This window comes from Stenotrophomonas sp. STEN056 (assembly GCF_056759635.1).
On the sequence record NZ_JBRRDL010000028.1, the window covers coordinates 1 to 16,346 of the forward strand.

Below are 16,346 nucleotides of genomic sequence, written 5' to 3' on the forward strand. Positions count from 1 at the left end.
TGGAGTGCGGCGCCCCAACTCCTACACGTGCTTGTGCGCACCGCGGCATAACGGGCTGCCGCACTCCGCTCTCACCTGCAAACCTACTCCGGTGGCAGACACAAGCGGCCTTGGCCGCGAAGCACGTGCATTGTCGGATTGCGGGTCGCCCCCGCTGGCGTATTGCCATCGGTTTCGCGGCCAAGGCCGCTCCTACGGCTGGTACAACGCCCGTGCATTGGCGATCACCCGGCGCATCATTTCCCGGTCGGTATGCCGCGAAATGGCCTGCGCGCCCAATGCGATGGCCTGCTCACGCAGCGGCGCCGGCACGTCGTAGTGCACGCCGCTGGCGCGGTTCTGGAACGCGCGCCGGGGGATCCCGAGCTGCTGCGCCATGGCATGCAGCTCGGGCAGGGTGTCGGCCATCAGATGCGCCCAGCGCTCACCGCGCCAGGGGTGTACTGCATCGTCGATATAGACCGTCACGATGGGCCTTTGGCTCAGGCCTTGGGCTTGTCTTCGGCGTCAGCGTCCGCTGCAACCTCCGCAGCCGGGGCCGCATCGGCCTCGATCACGTCAGTGGCTTCGACGGCTTCCTCGCCATCGACACCCTCGAACTCGGAGACCAGGTTGGCCAGGTAGTCGTCGGCTGTCTTGCCTTCGTCGGCGGCCAGGTCGTCGATCATCTGCTGCAGCTGCGCGGAGTATTCCAGGCTGACCTTGCGGCCTTCCTTCTCCTGCACGTTGGCCAGGTGCTTGAGCATGGCCAGCATCGGCACGGGGTTGTCGGCATTGCCCATGGTCTGGCCACCGATGGCCAGCAGCCATTCGCTGCCCTGCAGGCCGATGGCGGCCACCACCTGGCCTTCTTCATTCACCAGCACGGCGTGGTTCTGCACCTGCTGCTGGGCATTGAGGCGGGCGAACGGGCGGCGCGGGGCCTGCTTCTTGCGCTTGTCGCGCTTGGCTTTGGAGAGCTTGGACATGGGTAAGGGTCGTAGGAGAAAACAGCGCCCATTGTAGGCGTCCACGCGGTATGTGCCCTGACTTGGTGGGTGAAGGCGGCCGGAAGTGGCGGAAAACTGCGGCTTTTTGGCCTTTGGGGTGTGCAAAAGCACCCCTCCCCAGCCCTCCCCTCCGCCTTTGGCGCAAGGGAGGGGGCAGAAGCATGGCTGCGCTGCGGGCTGATCGAACTGCATGAGCCGCTCCCTCCCCACCGCCTTCGGCGCAAGGGAGGGGGCAGAAGCATGGCTGCGCTGTGGGCTGATCGAACTGCATGAACCGCTCCCTCCCCACCGCCTTCGGCGCAAGGGAGGGGGCAGAAGCATGGCTGTGCTACGAACTGATCGAACTACATGAACCGCCCCCTCCCTTGCGCCGAAGGCGGAGGGGAGGGCAGGGGAGGGATAGCTTCTGCTCCGCTCCCCACCGGACAGCGCAGCCAATAGCGCCGTCAGTCGACGGCCGCAGCCGTCGGTGCAATAACCGCGTCCGCAGACGGCGCAGACGGCGCAGCCGATGCAGGCAATGCCATCGAACCGCTCTCGTTGAGCGCGGCAGCTTCGGCATCCCTGGTCATCACCACGATGCTGATGCGGCGGTTGATCGGGTTCTGCGGGTTGGCCTTGTCGAACAGCACCGACGAGGACAAACCGACCACGCGCGCCACCTTGGCCTCGTCCATGCCGCCTTCCAGTAGGGTGCGGCGGGCGGCATTGGCGCGGTCGGCGCTCAGCTCCCAGTTGCCGTAGCCCCGTTGCGTGGAATAGGCGGTGGTGTCGGTGTGGCCGGTGATGCTGATGCGGTTGGGCACCTGGTTGATGAAGTGCGACAGCTCGACCAGGATCGCCTGGGTGTAGGGCATCAGGCGTGCGCTGCCCAGGTCGAACATCGGCCGGTTCTGCTGGTCCACGATCTGGATGCGCAGGCCTTCGGGGGTGATGTCCAGCAACAGCTGGTCCTTGAACGGCTCCAGCGCCTGGCTCTTGCTGATGGCTTCCTGCAGCTCCTGTTTCAGCGCTTCCAGCCGCTGCTTCTCGCGCTCGCGTTCCTGCACGGGCGTCGGCACGGCTTCCTGCTGGTTCTGGAAGGGATCGTTGCTGTTGCCGCGCGAAACATCGGTGGCGCCGCCGAGCTTGATCATCGAGGTGCTGGCGCCGCCCGGGCCGGCCATGCCGGGAGCGGGTGTGCTGCTGGCACCGCTCAACGGGCTGGGGTTGCGGAAGTAGTCGGAGATGGCCGCACGCTCGGGCTTGGTGGTGGCCGCCAGCAGCCACATCACCATGAAGAACGCCATCATCGCGGTGACGAAGTCGGCGTAGGCCACCTTCCACGAACCGCCGTGGTGGCCGCCTTTCTGCACCTTTTTCACCCGGCGCACGATCACCGTTGGCTTGGTCTCGCTCATGGCGCGCGCCTTACTTGACCGACTTCAGGTGCTGCTCGAACTCGCTGAAGCCCGGACGCAACGCTGACGGTACGGTCTTGCGCGCGAACTCCAGGGCGATCTTCGGGTTGTAGCCGCGCAGGCAGGCCAGCAAGGCGGTTTTGACCGACTCGTAGATGCGTGCGTCCTGCTCGGCGCGTGCTTCCACCGCCGCCGCCAGCGGGCCGACAAAGCCGTAGCCCAGCAGGATGCCCAGGAAGGTGCCGACCAGTGCGCCGGCCACATGCGCGCCCACTTCCTTGATGTCACCGCCGATGGAACCCATGGTGATGACGATGCCCAGCACCGCCGCGACGATGCCGAAACCGGGCAATCCGTCAGCCACCTTGTTGAGCACATGCGCCGGTTCCAGCGCCTCGTGGTGGTGCTTGTCCAGCTCCAGTTCCAGCAGCGGTTCCAGTTCGTGCGGCTCGATGTTGGAGCCGATCATCAGCCGCAGGCAGTCGGTGATGAAATCCATCAGGTGGTGGTCGGCCAGGATCTTGGGGTAGTTGGCGAACACCGCGCTGTCCTGTGGATTCTCGACATGGTCTTCCAGCGCCATGAAGCCCTCGCGGCGCGCCTTGTTGAGCAGTTCGTACAGCAGGCTGAGTACGTCCAGGTAGTCCTGGCGCTTGTACTGCGGCCCCTTGAACGTACCGAGCACGGCGCGCAGGGTCTGCTTGACGGTCTTGAGCGGGGTGCCGATCAGGAACGCACCCAGTGCCGCGCCGCCGATGATGACCAGTTCGTAGGGCTGCCACAGCGCGCCAAGGCGGCCGTGGGCGCCGACGTAGCCGCCAAGCACGCTGAGGATGACGATAAGCAGGCCAACGAGGATGAGCATGGTGCGGACACGGCAGGGGGGACACCCCGTTGTCGGCACCGGGGCCTGCTTCTGAAGTGTGAAGTGGGTAAACGGCCAAATTGCGATCGAACTCGGCTGTCCGGCAAAAGCGCGATCAAAAATGAGAGGTCAATCCGCCAGCCTGTAGAGCGGAGCCGTGCTCCGCTGAGGCATTACAGGTGAAGCCCCTGCCGAGCATGGCTCGGCACTACGAAACCAGCGCCCCTCAACCAACCAACAACGCCTCGGCACCACCGCGTTGCAGCGGGTTCGGATAGGGCTCGCCCAGGCCGACGAAGCCCAGTGATACCGAATTCAGGCAATGCCGCTCGAAGGTCGGCGGCGGGCCATCGGGGAAAACGTGGCCCAGGTGGCTGCCGCAACGCGCGCAGACAATTTCCGTGCGCACCATGCCGTGGCTGGTGTCGCGGATTTCGCCGACATGCGCCGGGTCGAACGGTGCAAAGAAGCTGGGCCAGCCCGTGCCCGAGTCGAACTTGGCGCTGGAGCGGAACAGCGGCAGCGCACACAGCCGGCAGCAGTAAACGCCGTCGCGCTTGTTGTCCAGGAACACGCCACAGAAAGGCGCCTCGGTGCCGTGATGCAGCAGCACGCGCTGCTCTTCGTCGTTGAGCCCGGCGACGAGTGCGTCGCGTTGGCCGGCGGTGGGCGGGGTGAGGTCGAAGGCGGTCATGGCGATGGCTTCGTGGGGCAGGGCGTCATGGTAGGCCGATGCGACCCCCGCACCAATCCACCGTGCGCCGTGCGTTCACTCATGCGCCAGCCACGTCGGCGCATGCTGGGCGCAGGATTCAGGCAGGGGCGGCGGATGAAACGATGCACCGGATGGATGCTGTTGGCGGCGCTGTTGCCCGGCGTGGCCGTGGCCCAGCTCAAAACACCGCCGCCGCCCACGGCGACGCGGTCGGTGCAGTTGCCGCCGCCGCCGACCCCAACACCGAAAGCGGACGACCGCAGCCAGGCGGCCGAGAACGCTCGCCTGCGCGAGCGGTTGGAAAAACCGGCGCTGCGTACCGCGCCGGTCAACAAGCCCACGCCGATCACCCCGCCAACAACGCCGCGCCCGGTCTACGGCAGCAATGGGCAACCGTTGAGCCACATGCAGCAGGCCGGCCCCAACCGGGTGATGGACCGCCGCACCGGCAAGTACTACGACACCGTGCCCAGCGGTAACGGCCAGCGCGTGGTGCCGCCGCCGAAGAGCAGTCGGCCGGCCGGTGGTGAGTGAGGGTGGAAGCAGAAGCAACAGCACCCCTCCCCGGCCCTCCCCTCCGCCTTCGGCGCAAGGGAGGGGGATGCAGTCGCAGGCCTGAGCGGCGATCTGCCGGAGTCGGAGCGGGTGCCTCCTCCCTTGCGCATCGCGCAGGGGAGGATTGAGGAGGGGTGCCTATGCAGTCGCCATTACTCAACCCACACCAACCTCAATCATCAATCGGCAGGCACAAGGTCTCCTTCACCTCTTCCATCACGATGTAGCTCTTGGACTCGCGCACATGCGGCATGGTCAGCAAGGTGCTGCCCAGCAGCTTGCGGTAGGAGGCCATCTCATTGATGCGGGCCTTGAGCAGATAGTCGAAATCGCCCGAGACCAGGTGGCATTCCAGCACGTTGGGCAGCTTCAGCGCGGCGCGGCGGAACTCCTCGAAGATGTCGCCGGATTTGTAGGCCAGGCTGATTTCCACGAACACCAGCAGGCTGGCTTTGACGAACTGTGGATCAAGCCGGGCGTAGTAGCCGGTGATCACGCCCTCGCGCTCCAGGCGGCGCACGCGGTCGGTGCAGGGCGTGGTCGACAGGCCCACCCGTTCGCCCAGTTCGGTGAAGGAAATACGGCCTTCCTGCTGCAGGATGCGCAGGATCCTGCGGTCGATCTTGTCCAGTTCGCGGCTGCGGGTGGCCATGGCGCTCTGTTTTTGATGAACGAAACGGGAAATTACCCTGTTTGAGCGTTTCAATACAGAAGAAAACACTGGTCAGGCCTGAATATACTGCGGCGTTTCCAGTCCCTGGCCACCCTGGCGCAGGGAATGATGGGGTCAGGAGAAGACAATGCGAGTTCTCGTGCTCGGCGCCGGTGTGATCGGCACGACCAGTGCCTGGTATCTGCGACAGGCGGGCTTTGAGGTCACGGTCGTTGATCGCCAGCCCGCGCCGGCGCTGGAGACCAGCTACGCCAATGCCGGCCAGCTGTCGTTTGGCTACACCTCGCCGTGGGCCGCGCCGGGCGTGCCGTTCAAGGCCATCAAGTGGCTGTTCGAGGAACACGCACCGCTGGCCATCCGCCCCACCGGCGACCTCAACCAGTACCGCTGGCTGTGGCAGATGCTGCGCAACTGCACCTCGGCCCGCTATGCGGTGAACAAGGCGCGCATGGTGCGCATGTCCGACTACAGCCGCGACTGCATCAATGAACTGCGCGCGGCCACCGGCATCGATTACGAAGGCCGGCAGCTTGGCACCACCCAGTTGTTCCGCACCCAGCAGCAGCTGGATGCCGCCGCGCAGGACATCGAAGTGCTGCGCCAGTACGGCGTGCCGTATGAAGTGCTGGACCGCCAGGGCATCGCCCGCGTGGAGCCGGCACTGGCCAGCAAAACCGACATGCTGGTCGGCGCGCTGCGTCTGCCCGAAGACCAGACCGGCGACTGTGAGCTGTTCACCCAGAAACTGGCGGCGCTGGCGGCCGAAGCCGGCGTTGAGTTCCGCTTCGAGCAGACCATCACCGCGATCGAGCGTGACGGTGACCGCATCACCGGCGTGCACATCAACGGCAAGCGGGAAACCGCCGACCATTACGTGCTGGCGCTGGGCAGCTACTCGCCGCAGCTGGTAGCGCCGCTGGGCATGCAGCTGCCGGTGTATCCGCTGAAGGGTTACTCGCTGACCCTGCCGATCACCGATGCGGCGATGGCCCCCAATTCGACCATCCTGGACGAGAGCTTCAAGATCGCCATCACCCGTTTCGAGGACCGCATCCGCGTCGGCGGCATGGCCGAGGTGGCCGGCTTTGATCTGTCGCTGGAACCGCGCCGCCGCGCCACGCTGGAGAAGGTGGTCAACGACCTGTATCCCGATGGCGGCGACCTGTCCAAGGCCAGCTTCTGGACCGGACTGCGCCCGGCTACGCCGGACGGCACGCCGGTGATCGGCGCAACTCCTTATCGCAACCTGTTCCTCAACACCGGCCACGGCACCCTGGGCTGGACCATGGCCGCCGGCTCGGGCCGCTACCTGGCCGACCTGATCAGCGGCAAGCCGCCGCAGATCAGCACCGAAGGCCTGGATATCTTCCGCTACGGCAAGGGGCAGCACTGATGCGCCCGGCACAGGCACTGATCGACCTGGAGGCACTGCGCCACAACTACCGCCTGGCCAAGCAGTTGGGCGGTGGCAAGGCGCTGGCCATCATCAAGGCCGACGCGTACGGCCACGGTGCGGTGCACTGCGCCCGCGCGCTGCAGGACGAGGCAGACGGCTTTGGCGTGGCCTGCATCGAGGAAGCGCTGGAACTGCGTCAAGCCGGCATCCGTGGGCCGATCCTGCTGATGGAAGGTTTCTTCGACGCCGCCGAACTGCCGCTGATCGTCGAGCACGATCTGTGGACGGTGGTGTCCTCGCAGTGGCAGCTGGAAGCGGTGGAAGCATTCAGGACCGACGCCACGCTACGCATCTGGTTGAAGCTGGACAGCGGCATGCATCGGTTGGGCCTGTCGGTCGAAGAATTCCGCAACGCGCATGCGCGCCTGAGTGCGCTGCCCAACGTCGCCCCGCTGGTGCTGATGACGCACCTGGCCCGCGCCGACGAATTGGACAGCAACCGCACCGGCGAGCAGCTGGACGTGTTTGTCCGCGCCATCGACGGCCTGCCCGGTGAAACCAGCCTGTGCAATTCGCCCGCGTTGCTGGGCTGGCCGGACGTGCGCAGTGACTGGGTGCGCCCGGGCCTGATGCTGTACGGCGCCGACCCGCTGTACCCGCAACCCAGCCCGCATGCCGCGCAACTGCGCCCGGTGATGACGCTGCAGTCGCGGGTGATCGCGGTGCGTGAGTTGGCCGTCGGCGAACCGCTGGGCTACGGCGCCCGTTTTGTCGCCGACAAACCCACCCGCGTGGGTGTGGTGGCGATGGGCTATGCCGATGGCTACCCGCAGTTCGCCCCGAACGGCACGCCGGTGTTGATCGACGGCGTGCCGGGGCAATTGATCGGTCGCGTGTCGATGGACATGCTCACCGTTGACCTCACCGATCATCCGCAGGCCGCGCGCGGCAGCATCGTGCAGTTGTGGGGCAACGCCCCGACGATTTCCGAGCTGGCACCGCGTTGCAATACCAGCGCCTACCGGCTGCCCTGCAGCCTCAAGCGCACCCCGCGGGTGTATCTGAGCGAGTAGCCGCACCGCAATGCAGTGGGCCGGGGCAACAGCCTGGCCCACGATCACCACGCTCCGCGTAGGAGCGCCTTCAGGCGCGAAGCCGGTGTCGTATCCGGCATCAATGGCAGATGCGACGTGCAGGGTGCGGTTGTGGTTTTGTCGTGCTGGGTCAGCCTGTGTGTTTCGCGGCCGAGGCCGCTCCTGCGGGAGCCTGGCCGATGATCAGCATGCTTTGCGTAGGAGCGCCTTCAGGCGCGAAGCCGGTGCCGCATCCGGCATCAATGGCAGATGCGACGGGCAGGGTGCGGTTGTGGTTTTGTCGTGCTGGGTCAGCCTGCGTGTTTCGCGGCCGAGGCCGCTCCTACGGCAGCGTTTCCCGTATAGGCAAAAGGGCCGCTGGGCGGCCCTTCTGTGTACTGCACGTTCGGGATGGGGATTACAGCCCGGCGGTCTCGCGGGTTGGCTGCAGTTCGCGGCGCAGCCAATCGTCCAGCAGGCGCTTTTCGTAGCGCAGCGGGTCGGTGTTGCTCGGCAGTGAGCTGTTGAACAAATAGCCGGTGTCCGACAGCTTGCGCTCGCCCTGGTCGATCACCTGGCCATTGGCGTCGGTCAGGGTGAACTGCAGGCTGATGCGCGGCGGGTAGATGTCGCGCATGAAACGCACGTCGTCGAAGTTGGGGCCATGCCACGGCTCGTAGTCGCCGGCGCGCTTGATGTCGGTGATGGTCACGTCCAGCGACTGGCCGTCGGGCAACTGCTTGCTGGCCTGCTTGCGCAGGTGCTCGGCCAGTGTCTCCACCCAGTCGCCACGCTGGGCCTCCCAGCGGTTGCGGCTCTGGCGCAGTTCGGTGAACTGGGCCGGGTCGCCCCACTGTACCTGCACCGGCCCTTCCACTGTCAGGGCGCGCGGGGCTTCTGGATCGGCAACGTTTCGCGACTTGGCGTCAGCGCTGCCCACGGCAAGCAGGCAGGCCAGGGCAAGTCCAGTCACGGCAAGGGTTTTCATGACGAACTCCTGTGGCTTGGATGACGCCAGTGTGAGCTTGCAAGGCGAACGCGGCAATGAATGGCGGTGCCAGCGGCGCCGGGCAGTTGCTCAATGGTTCATCATCACACTGTGTAAATCGCGTGCTGCCCAGACTTTCCAGCGCGCCAGGATCCCGCCCTGCACCCTTTTGCCTGCATACATGCTCCCGCTCAATAGCGAACCGCCGCTGACCCTGGCCACCCTGGCCGAAGAAGATCTGGGTGACACCTCCCTGTACCGGGAGGTGTTTGATGCCGTGGGCTCGGGCTTCTGCGTGATCGAAATGGTGTTCGAGGAAGGCCGGGCGGTGGATTTCATCTACCGCCGGGTCAATGCGGCGTTCGAGCGGATCACCGGGCTGGAGGGCGTGAAGGGCCGGTCCGCGCGCAAGGTGCTGCCCGGCCTGGAGGAGTACTGGTTCCGTGTCCTGGGACGGGTTGCCACCGAAGGGGTGATGGCGCAGTTCGAGCGCGAGGTGCAGCAACTGGGCCGCTGGTATTCGGTGGAGGCCGTGCGCATTGGTGCCCCGGAGGACCTGCGGGTAGCGGTGCTGTTCTTCGACATCTCCGAGCGCAAGCGCATCGAGACCGACCTGGCCGAAAGCGAGGCGCGTTTCAGCGCGCTGGCCGATGGCCTGCCGATGCCGGTGTGGGTACTCGATGACCTGGGCCACGTGCGGTTTGCCAATACGGCGTTCACCGCGTTCTTCGGCATCGCCCAGGACAGTGACCTGGGCCCGCGCTGGTGGCGCCGGCTGCTGCATCCGGATGAACTGGCGCCGTTCGAATACGAACTGAAGGGCGCGCTGGTCGAACGCCGGGAGCTGCACATCAACGTGCGCGTGCGTCGCCATGATGGCCAGTGGCGCTGGCTGGAAATGAACGCGGTGCCGCGTTTCTCGCATGATGGCCGGTTCATCGGCCTGGCCGGCAGCAGCCCGGACATCACCGAGCGCCGCGAGATCGAGATGGCGCGCGAGGAGCTGCTGGAAGCCGAACGCGCCGCGCGCAACACCGCCGAAGGCATGGCGCGGATGAAGGACGAATTCCTGGCCACGTTGTCGCATGAACTGCGCACGCCGCTGACCACGATCCTGGGCTGGAGCGAACTGCTGCTGCAGCGCATGGAAAGTGACGACCCGATGCGCCGTGGCATGGAGGTGATCGCCAGCAGTGCGATCACCCAGAAGAACCTGATGTCGGACATGCTCGACCTGAGCAGCATGCTGCTGGGCAAGGTGCAGCTGGAAGTGGAAGTGCTGAACCTGGCCGAGCAGGTGCGCGAGGCGGTACGCGCGCAGGAGCTGGTGGCCGAAGGCAAGGCACAGACGCTGCGGGTGGTCACCCCGGACAAGCCGTGCCCGGTGCTGGGCGATGCCACGCGGCTGCGCCAGGTGCTGTCCAACCTGTTGTCCAACGCCATCAAGTTCACCCCGGTCGAAGGCCATATCGAGGTGGAGTTGTTGCAGGAAGAGGGGCACTACGTAGTGCGGGTGCACGACGACGGTGACGGCATTGCACCGGAGTTCCTGGAGCACTTGTTCAGCCGCTTCAGCCAGGCCGACGGCACCACCACGCGCCGCTACGGCGGCCTGGGGCTGGGCCTGGCCATCGTGCAGCAACTCACCGAGCTGCATGGCGGCACGGTATCGGCCGACAGCGACGGTGCCGGGCATGGCGCCACCTTCCATTTGCGCCTGCCCGAATTCCAGGTGCAGAAGGCGGCCAGCCGGCCACGCCGCAAGGTGCAGCGCGGCCGCATCGGCGACCAGGTAGTGGCGGCCAACGCGCTGCAGGGCGTGCGCATCCTGGCGGTGGAAGACCAGCCGGACATGCTGGGCTACATCCGCCGGGTGCTGGAAGAGCAGGGCGCCACGGTGGTTGCCTCCGGCAGTGCGGCCGAGGCGCTGGAGCTGCTGGACCTGCGCGGGCATACCGCGTTTGACGTGCTGATCAGCGACATCGGCATGCCGGGCATGGACGGCTACGGCCTGGTGCACACCCTGCGCGAAACCATGGGCGTACCCGGCGACGAACTGCCGGCGGTGGCAGTCACCGCTCTGGCGCGGGCCGATGACCGCAGGCGCGCGTTCTCGGCCGGCTTCCAGGGCCATATCGCCAAACCCTACAGCGTGGCCCAGCTGGTCGGTGCCATCCGCGACGCCCGCCTGCCCTGAGTTTCTTTGCATGGAGTTCACGCGTGACGGGGGTAGTGTGACCACGGTCACCTGCGGACGCCGTCATGGCCCAGTACGCGCCCCACGTCTATAGCGATCCCATGACGATCGCCTTGCTTGAAACCCTGGCGGGGGAACTGCCGGGGCAGGCGCGGGTGATGCTGGTGCTGGACTGTGGTGCGCGCGTGGCCGGCACCGTGACGATGCGCCCGGTGTTGCAGCATTTTGCCGACCGCGACGAATGCACCGGGGTGAACGCCACGGTGCGCCTGGACGACCTGGTCCGTACCTCCCAGCAGCACCTGCTGTGGCTGGACAACGTGCGCCAGGTAGTGCGGCTGCCGATGGCCGAGGTGCCGTAGGCGGTGGCAACTCATCCGGAATGACCCGGTGTTGCCGCCCCTGCCGCTTGCGCAAGAGGGCGGAGATCTTGGGCTTTCCCGCAGGTTGTGCTCCGTTTGGCGCCACGTTCCGCACAGGGCCAAGCGGCCAGGGAGCGGCTGTTTTGGCCCGTACGGGCCCGGTTACGGCCACGCCGGTAGAATGGACGCCCCGTTAGACCAAGTATCGGCATGCCCGCTCCGCACGACGCTCCGCTGGAAACCCTGTTCCTTCCCTTTTCCGCCTCCCATCTGCGCTGGCCGCAGGGGCCGGTGTTGTTCCTGCGGGCCCGCGATGGTTGGCCGCTGCGTGAGCATGCCGACGCCGCGCAGCTGGTCTGCGCGCAGAGCTTCCGCCCGTTTGCCGAGGCACTGGAGCGCAGCGGCTGGCAAGTGCGTGAAGAACAGGCGCTGGAGGAATCGGGCGAGCGTTACCCGCTGGTGCTGGTGCTGCCGCCACGGCAGCGCGACGAAGCCCGCGCCCTGTTCGCCCGTGCGCTGGACAAGGTGGCGCCGGGCGGCCAGATCGTGGCCTGCCAGTCCAACAACGAAGGCGCGCGCTCCGGCGAAGGCGACCTGCAGCAGCTGGCCGGGCTGGGCGGCAAGCTGACCAAGAACCACTGCCGCACCTACTGGACCGCGCCGCTGGACGGCGGCCATGACGAAGCCCTGCGCAAGCGCTGGGCCGCGCTGGATGCGCCGCGCGCGATCCTCGATGGCCGCTTCCGCAGCCGCCCGGGCGTGTTTGCCTGGGACCGCATCGACCCGGCCTCGGCGCTGCTGGTCGAGCAGTTGCCGGCCACGCTGGCCGGGCGCGGGGCAGACCTGGGCGCCGGCTGGGGCTATCTGTCGGCCGAAGTGCTGGCGCGCTGCCCGCAGGTCACCGCGCTGGATCTGTACGAGGCCGAGTCGCGCGCACTGGCGCTGGCCAGGCAGAACCTGGCCGGCGTTGCCGCCACGCTCGATTTCCGCTGGCAGGACGTCACCGCCGGTATTGATGGCCGCTACGACTTCATCGTCTCCAACCCGCCGTTCCACACGCCGGCGCGCGAAGACCGCCCGGACATCGGCCGCCGCTTCATCGCCGTGGCGGCGCAGGCGCTGCGCCCGGGCGGGCAGTTGTTCATGGTGGCCAACCGCCACCTGCCGTATGAGCAGATCCTCACCGAGAGCTTTGGCCAGGTGCGTGTTGCCGCCGAGCGCGATGGCTTCAAGGTCATCGTCGGCACCCGCGGGGGGCGTGCATGAAGCTGGTCAAGCACATCGCCAACCTGGGCTATGGCAGCCGCAAGCAGGTGCAGCTGATGTTCCGCGAAGGCCGTATCACCGATGCCGATGGCGAGGTGCTGTACGCCGATGACAAGGTCGAGCACGACGTCATCCGCATCGATGGCGAGCCGCTGGATCCTCCGCCCGGGCTGACCCTGATGCTGCACAAGCCGGCCGGCTATACCTGTTCCACCAAGGACCAGGGCCGGTTGATCTACGAATTGCTGCCGGAGCGTTTCCGTGACCGCGCGCCGGTGCTGTCCACCGTGGGCCGGCTGGACCGTGATACCAGCGGCCTGCTGCTGATGACCGACGACGGCGCGCTGCTGCACCGGATCATCTCGCCCAAGTCCAAGCTGTCCAAGGTTTACGAGGCCGAGCTGGCGCAGGACCTGCGGGGCGACGAAGCGGCCTTGTTCGGCAGCGGCACGTTGATGCTGGAGTCGGAAAAAACCCCGCTGCTGCCGGCCGAGTTGAACGTGCACGACCCGCGCCACGCGCAGCTGGTACTGCACGAAGGCCGCTACCACCAGGTACGGCGCATGTTTGCCGCCACCGGCAATCACGTCGCATCACTCCACCGCAGCCGCATTGGCGGCCTTGGCCTGGAAGGGCTGGAAGAAGGCCAATGGCGGCTGTTGACCCCCACGGATCTGGAAACCCTGTTCGCACCATGACCATGCTCGCTGCGCTGCCGTTCCTCCCCGACGCCGTCGTTTTCGACATGGACGGCCTGATGATCGACAGCGAGCGGGTATCCGTGGCGTGCTGGAGCCAGGCGGCCGAGGAGTTCGGGCTGACCCTGGAACGTTCCTTCTTCCTTGGCATGGTGGGGTTTGGCGACCGCGATTGCCGTGCGATGCTGCGCAGGCACCTGGCCGATGACGCGCAGGTGGATGCGATGAGTGAACGCTGCCACCTGCTGTACGACGAACGCACCCGCACCGGCCTGCCGCTGCGGCCGGGCATTGTCGAGCTGCTGGAGCTGCTCAAGGCGCACGACATCCCGCGTGCGGTGGCCACTTCCACGCGCCAGCCACGTGCCGACCACAAACTGGATGCGGCCGGCTTGCTGCCGTACTTCCATGCGGTGGTGACCAGCAGCGATGTGGCCCATCCCAAGCCCGCGCCGGATATTTACCTGCTGGCCGCGCAGCGGCTGGGGCACGCGCCGGCACGGTGCCTGGCGCTGGAGGATTCACCGGCCGGCATCCGCGCTGCACTTGGCGCGGGCATGACCGCCATCCAGGTGCCCGACCTGGTGCACCCGGATGAAACCGTGCGCGCGCTGGGCCACCGCATCGCCGGCTCGCTGCACGACGTGCGCGGCTTGCTGCAGCCGTGGCTGGGCAACTCCGAGATCGCCACCGCCTAGACGCACGCATGCTGCGCAACGCCATCCGTAGGAGCGGCCTCGGCCGCGAAACTGATGTGGTTGCAGCAGCGGGAATCCACGTGGCCTGCGAGTGCATGGGCTTCGCGGCTGAAGCCGCTCCTACTGCAATCCTTGGATAACTTCGCTGCTGCCGGAAACGGCACCGCCCTGCGCACCCTGGTTACAACTCCCGATTCCCGATTCCCGATTCCCCAATCCCCAATCCCCAATCAGTGCGGCTTGTCGTCGGTCAGCAGCCTGTTCCAGCCGTCGATTCCCAGCTTGTCCAGAGTCTGGATGTTGCGCTCGACGATCACGTCAGGGTCCGGGAAGGCGGCCACCGCACGTTCCACGCTGTCTTCGCGCAGCAGGTGCAAGGTGGGGTATGGCGCGCGGTTGGTGTAGTTGCTCACGTCCTCCGGCGCGGCACCGGCGAACTGGTACTGCGGGTGGAAACTGGCCACCTGCAGGATGCCCTGCAGATCCAGGGCTTCCACGGCCATTTCGGCGTTTTCCAAGAAATCGTTGTAGTCCAGGAAATCGGTCAGCACGTCCGGGTGGATGAGCAAGGTGGTGTCGATCTGCTCGGCCGGGGTGTCGCGCAACAGCACCAGTTCCTCGGCCAGTTGTTCCAGCAGTGCCTCGGGGGTGCTGGCATCGCTGAGCACGAAGCGCACCTGCTGCTTGACGTACACCGCCTTGGCGAAGGGGCACAGGTTCAGCCCGATGACGGCCTTTTCCAGCCAGTTCCGGGTGACGGCGATCGGGTCGGCGAGAGGAGTGGTGGCGTCGTTCATGGTGACCTTGCATGCATGCTGGGCAGGCGATTGTAGTGCCAGCACGGCCGGGTGCCGGTGTGAGTGTCCACGAACGGAACACCCATCACCGGCCAAATCCCTTGCATGACAAGGGTTTGGCCTGTTGCCACTGGCGGCCAATAGGCAACAGGCGTGGGCAGGTGTCCAATCGGCGAACTACCCCGCACTGGAGTTCCGCAAGATGACCACGCAAGCGTTTCTGCCGACCAAGCTGTGGTCGGGCAAGCAATTTGACGGGCAATGGAGCGCCGGCGGCCCGCTGCGGGACGCGGTGGAACCGGCAACCGGCGACGTGCTGGGCCATGTCGCGCTGGCCGACCCGGCGCAGGTGGCGCGCTCGGCGGCTGCAGCAGCGCAGGCACAGCGGTCGTGGGCCGAGGCCCCTTACGAAACCCGGGCCGGCGGGCGGCGCCGCGCGGCCGTGCTGGCCGAGGCGCATGCCGATGAAATCAAGGACTGGCTGATCCGCGAAGGCGGTGGCACCCGACTCAAGGCCGGTGCCGAACTGAACATCGTCATCCGCGCCCTGCATGAAGCCTCTGCCTTGCCGTCGCGGGCGGCGGGTGAAGTGCTGCCCGCGCAATCGGGCGGCCTGAGCCTGGCGCGGCGGCGCCCGCTCGGGGTGGTCGGGGTGATCTCCCCGTTCAATTTCCCGTTGTACCTGGCCATGCGCGCGGTAGCGCCGGCACTGGCGCTGGGCAATGCGGTGGTGCTCAAGCCCGACCCGCGCACCACTGTGTGCGGTGGTTTCGTCATCGCCCGGCTGTTTGAACTGGCCGGCCTGCCGGCGGGCGTACTGCATGTGCTGCCGGGTGAAGGCGACGCCGGTGCCGCGCTCACTGCCGACCCCAACATCCGCATGATCCAGTTCACCGGCTCCACTGCCGCCGGCCGCAAGGTGGGCGAGACGGCCGGCAAGCTGCTGAAGAAGATGTCGCTGGAACTGGGCGGCAAGAATTCGTTGATCATCCTGGACGATGCCGATCTGGACCTGGCCGTGGCCAATGCCGCATGGGGTGCGTACCTGCACCAGGGCCAGATCTGCATGGCCACCGGCCGTATCCTGGTACAGCGGGGCATCTATGAGCGCTTCCTGGAGAAATTTGTCGCCAGGGCCAAGGCGCTGAAGGTGGGTGATCCGGCGCGCGAGGATGTCGAGCTGGGGCCGCTGATCAACGCCCAGCAGCGCGACCATGCAGCGCAGGTTGTCGCCGACGCGTTGGCTGCCGGCGCGGTGCTCGCCGCGGGTGGGCATTACCGCGAATTGTTTTTTGAAGCGACGGTTTTGGCCGATGTCACCCGGGAAAACCCGGCATTTCGTGAAGAAGTGTTCGGCCCGGTCGCAGTGGTGGTGCCGTTCGACAGCGACGAAGATGCGGTGGCCCTGGCCAACGACACGGTCTATGGGTTGTCGATGGGCATCCTCTCCAGCGACGTTGGCCGTGCGCTCAAACTGAGCGAAAAACTGCACACAGGGCTTCTGCACATCAATGACCAGACGGTAAACGATGAAGCGATCAATCCCTTTGGTGGCGTCGGTGTATCGGGCAACGGGACCAGCATAGGCGGGCCGGCCAACATCGATGAGTTCACCCAATGGCAATGGTTGACCATCAAGGGCCAGGCACCGGCGTACTCGTTCTGAAGCAGGAA

Annotated in this window: 17 protein-coding genes; 9 read left to right on the forward strand and 8 right to left on the reverse strand. The window is 66.4% G+C overall.

Annotation, left to right across the window (positions count from 1 at the left end; genetic code table 11):
* Nucleotides 1-192: 192 nt before the first annotated feature.
* From ACVOLO_RS13930 to msrB, 5 genes are all read right to left on the reverse strand, one after another.
* Nucleotides 193-468, reverse strand: coding sequence for a DUF4031 domain-containing protein (locus ACVOLO_RS13930; protein ID WP_481570910.1), 276 nt, complete (start codon nucleotides 466-468; stop codon nucleotides 193-195).
* Between the two features lie 14 nt (nucleotides 469-482).
* On the reverse strand, nucleotides 483-968 hold the full coding sequence (locus ACVOLO_RS13935) for a hypothetical protein (protein WP_481570911.1): 486 nt from the start codon (nucleotides 966-968) through the stop codon (nucleotides 483-485).
* A 467-nt stretch (nucleotides 969-1,435) separates the two neighbouring features.
* Nucleotides 1,436-2,389, reverse strand: coding sequence for a flagellar motor protein MotB (gene motB / locus ACVOLO_RS13940; protein WP_481570912.1), 954 nt, complete (start codon nucleotides 2,387-2,389; stop codon nucleotides 1,436-1,438).
* Between the two features lie 10 nt (nucleotides 2,390-2,399).
* A complete protein-coding gene (gene motA / locus ACVOLO_RS13945) occupies nucleotides 2,400-3,254 on the reverse strand; it encodes a flagellar motor stator protein MotA (RefSeq protein ID WP_481570913.1) in 855 nt (284 codons plus the stop codon).
* Between the two features lie 226 nt (nucleotides 3,255-3,480).
* Nucleotides 3,481-3,948, reverse strand: a complete 468-nt coding sequence (gene msrB / locus ACVOLO_RS13950) for a peptide-methionine (R)-S-oxide reductase MsrB (RefSeq protein ID WP_481570914.1) — start codon at nucleotides 3,946-3,948, stop codon at nucleotides 3,481-3,483.
* Nucleotides 3,949-4,083: 135 nt separating this feature from the next.
* Between msrB and ACVOLO_RS13955 the strand changes: the two genes are divergently transcribed.
* Nucleotides 4,084-4,503, forward strand: coding sequence for a classical arabinogalactan protein 4 (locus tag ACVOLO_RS13955; RefSeq protein ID WP_481570915.1), 420 nt, complete (start codon nucleotides 4,084-4,086; stop codon nucleotides 4,501-4,503).
* Between the two features lie 193 nt (nucleotides 4,504-4,696).
* On the opposite strand, the gene ACVOLO_RS13960 is transcribed toward ACVOLO_RS13955, so the two are convergent.
* On the reverse strand, nucleotides 4,697-5,176 hold the full coding sequence (locus ACVOLO_RS13960) for a winged helix-turn-helix transcriptional regulator (RefSeq protein ID WP_481570916.1): 480 nt from the start codon (nucleotides 5,174-5,176) through the stop codon (nucleotides 4,697-4,699).
* A gap of 148 nt (nucleotides 5,177-5,324) precedes the next feature.
* Here ACVOLO_RS13960 and ACVOLO_RS13965 point away from each other — a divergent pair, with 148 nt between their 5' ends.
* Both ACVOLO_RS13965 and alr read left to right on the forward strand, forming a co-directional pair.
* Nucleotides 5,325-6,590 (forward strand): D-amino acid dehydrogenase, encoded by a 1,266-nt coding sequence (locus ACVOLO_RS13965; protein WP_481570917.1) that lies wholly within the window; start codon nucleotides 5,325-5,327, stop codon nucleotides 6,588-6,590.
* Complete coding sequence (alr, locus tag ACVOLO_RS13970; RefSeq protein WP_481570918.1) at nucleotides 6,590-7,666, forward strand: alanine racemase; 1,077 nt, start codon at nucleotides 6,590-6,592, stop codon at nucleotides 7,664-7,666. The genes ACVOLO_RS13965 and alr overlap by 1 nt, the downstream gene beginning before the upstream one ends.
* Before the next feature lie 418 nt (nucleotides 7,667-8,084).
* On the opposite strand, the gene ACVOLO_RS13975 is transcribed toward alr, so the two are convergent.
* Nucleotides 8,085-8,654, reverse strand: coding sequence for a DUF3016 domain-containing protein (locus tag ACVOLO_RS13975; protein WP_481570919.1), 570 nt, complete (start codon nucleotides 8,652-8,654; stop codon nucleotides 8,085-8,087).
* 181 nt (nucleotides 8,655-8,835) lie between these two features.
* Between ACVOLO_RS13975 and ACVOLO_RS13980 the strand changes: the two genes are divergently transcribed.
* The 5 genes from ACVOLO_RS13980 (at nucleotide 8,836) to ACVOLO_RS14000 (ending at nucleotide 13,875) form a co-directional block, all read left to right on the forward strand.
* Entirely contained in the window at nucleotides 8,836-10,851 is a 2,016-nt protein-coding gene (locus ACVOLO_RS13980; RefSeq protein WP_481570920.1) for a hybrid sensor histidine kinase/response regulator, read from the forward strand.
* Nucleotides 10,852-10,916: 65 nt separating this feature from the next.
* Nucleotides 10,917-11,213 (forward strand): DUF3247 family protein, encoded by a 297-nt coding sequence (locus ACVOLO_RS13985; RefSeq protein ID WP_481570921.1) that lies wholly within the window; start codon nucleotides 10,917-10,919, stop codon nucleotides 11,211-11,213.
* Nucleotides 11,214-11,423: 210 nt separating this feature from the next.
* Nucleotides 11,424-12,479 carry a class I SAM-dependent methyltransferase gene (locus tag ACVOLO_RS13990; RefSeq protein WP_481570922.1) on the forward strand — a complete coding sequence of 352 codons (1,056 nt, stop codon included), beginning with the start codon at nucleotides 11,424-11,426 and terminating at the stop codon, nucleotides 12,477-12,479.
* Nucleotides 12,476-13,177 carry a pseudouridine synthase gene (locus ACVOLO_RS13995; RefSeq protein WP_481570923.1) on the forward strand — a complete coding sequence of 234 codons (702 nt, stop codon included), beginning with the start codon at nucleotides 12,476-12,478 and terminating at the stop codon, nucleotides 13,175-13,177. Before ACVOLO_RS13990 ends, ACVOLO_RS13995 begins: the two co-directional genes overlap by 4 nt.
* A complete protein-coding gene (locus tag ACVOLO_RS14000) occupies nucleotides 13,174-13,875 on the forward strand; it encodes an HAD family hydrolase (RefSeq protein ID WP_481570924.1) in 702 nt (233 codons plus the stop codon). The genes ACVOLO_RS13995 and ACVOLO_RS14000 overlap by 4 nt, the downstream gene beginning before the upstream one ends.
* Nucleotides 13,876-14,105: 230 nt before the next feature.
* Here the strand turns inward: ACVOLO_RS14000 and ACVOLO_RS14005 are convergent, their stop codons facing one another.
* Nucleotides 14,106-14,672, reverse strand: a complete 567-nt coding sequence (locus ACVOLO_RS14005; protein WP_481570925.1) for a DUF1415 domain-containing protein — start codon at nucleotides 14,670-14,672, stop codon at nucleotides 14,106-14,108.
* Between the two features lie 202 nt (nucleotides 14,673-14,874).
* Here ACVOLO_RS14005 and ACVOLO_RS14010 point away from each other — a divergent pair, with 202 nt between their 5' ends.
* A complete protein-coding gene (locus ACVOLO_RS14010; protein WP_481570926.1) occupies nucleotides 14,875-16,338 on the forward strand; it encodes a benzaldehyde dehydrogenase in 1,464 nt (487 codons plus the stop codon).
* The last annotated feature ends 8 nt before the right edge of the window (nucleotides 16,339-16,346 follow it).

What these genes read in the sequence shown, in the direction of transcription:
- ACVOLO_RS13935 (WP_481570911.1), bottom strand. Translation starts at nt 968, where the DNA reads ATGTCCAAGCTCTCCAAAGCCAAGCGCGACAAGCGCAAGAAGCAGGCC.
- motB (WP_481570912.1), bottom strand. Translation starts at nt 2,389, where the DNA reads ATGAGCGAGACCAAGCCAACGGTGATCGTGCGCCGGGTGAAAAAGGTG.
- motA (WP_481570913.1), bottom strand. Translation starts at nt 3,254, where the DNA reads ATGCTCATCCTCGTTGGCCTGCTTATCGTCATCCTCAGCGTGCTTGGC.
- msrB (WP_481570914.1), bottom strand. Translation starts at nt 3,948, where the DNA reads ATGACCGCCTTCGACCTCACCCCGCCCACCGCCGGCCAACGCGACGCA.
- ACVOLO_RS13955 (WP_481570915.1), top strand. Translation starts at nt 4,084, where the DNA reads ATGAAACGATGCACCGGATGGATGCTGTTGGCGGCGCTGTTGCCCGGC.
- ACVOLO_RS13960 (WP_481570916.1), bottom strand. Translation starts at nt 5,176, where the DNA reads ATGGCCACCCGCAGCCGCGAACTGGACAAGATCGACCGCAGGATCCTG.
- ACVOLO_RS13965 (WP_481570917.1), top strand. Translation starts at nt 5,325, where the DNA reads ATGCGAGTTCTCGTGCTCGGCGCCGGTGTGATCGGCACGACCAGTGCC.
- alr (WP_481570918.1), top strand. Translation starts at nt 6,590, where the DNA reads ATGCGCCCGGCACAGGCACTGATCGACCTGGAGGCACTGCGCCACAAC.
- ACVOLO_RS13975 (WP_481570919.1), bottom strand. Translation starts at nt 8,654, where the DNA reads ATGAAAACCCTTGCCGTGACTGGACTTGCCCTGGCCTGCCTGCTTGCC.
- ACVOLO_RS13980 (WP_481570920.1), top strand. Translation starts at nt 8,836, where the DNA reads ATGCTCCCGCTCAATAGCGAACCGCCGCTGACCCTGGCCACCCTGGCC.
- ACVOLO_RS13985 (WP_481570921.1), top strand. Translation starts at nt 10,917, where the DNA reads ATGGCCCAGTACGCGCCCCACGTCTATAGCGATCCCATGACGATCGCC.
- ACVOLO_RS13990 (WP_481570922.1), top strand. Translation starts at nt 11,424, where the DNA reads ATGCCCGCTCCGCACGACGCTCCGCTGGAAACCCTGTTCCTTCCCTTT.
- ACVOLO_RS13995 (WP_481570923.1), top strand. Translation starts at nt 12,476, where the DNA reads ATGAAGCTGGTCAAGCACATCGCCAACCTGGGCTATGGCAGCCGCAAG.
- ACVOLO_RS14000 (WP_481570924.1), top strand. Translation starts at nt 13,174, where the DNA reads ATGACCATGCTCGCTGCGCTGCCGTTCCTCCCCGACGCCGTCGTTTTC.
- ACVOLO_RS14005 (WP_481570925.1), bottom strand. Translation starts at nt 14,672, where the DNA reads ATGAACGACGCCACCACTCCTCTCGCCGACCCGATCGCCGTCACCCGG.
- ACVOLO_RS14010 (WP_481570926.1), top strand. Translation starts at nt 14,875, where the DNA reads ATGACCACGCAAGCGTTTCTGCCGACCAAGCTGTGGTCGGGCAAGCAA.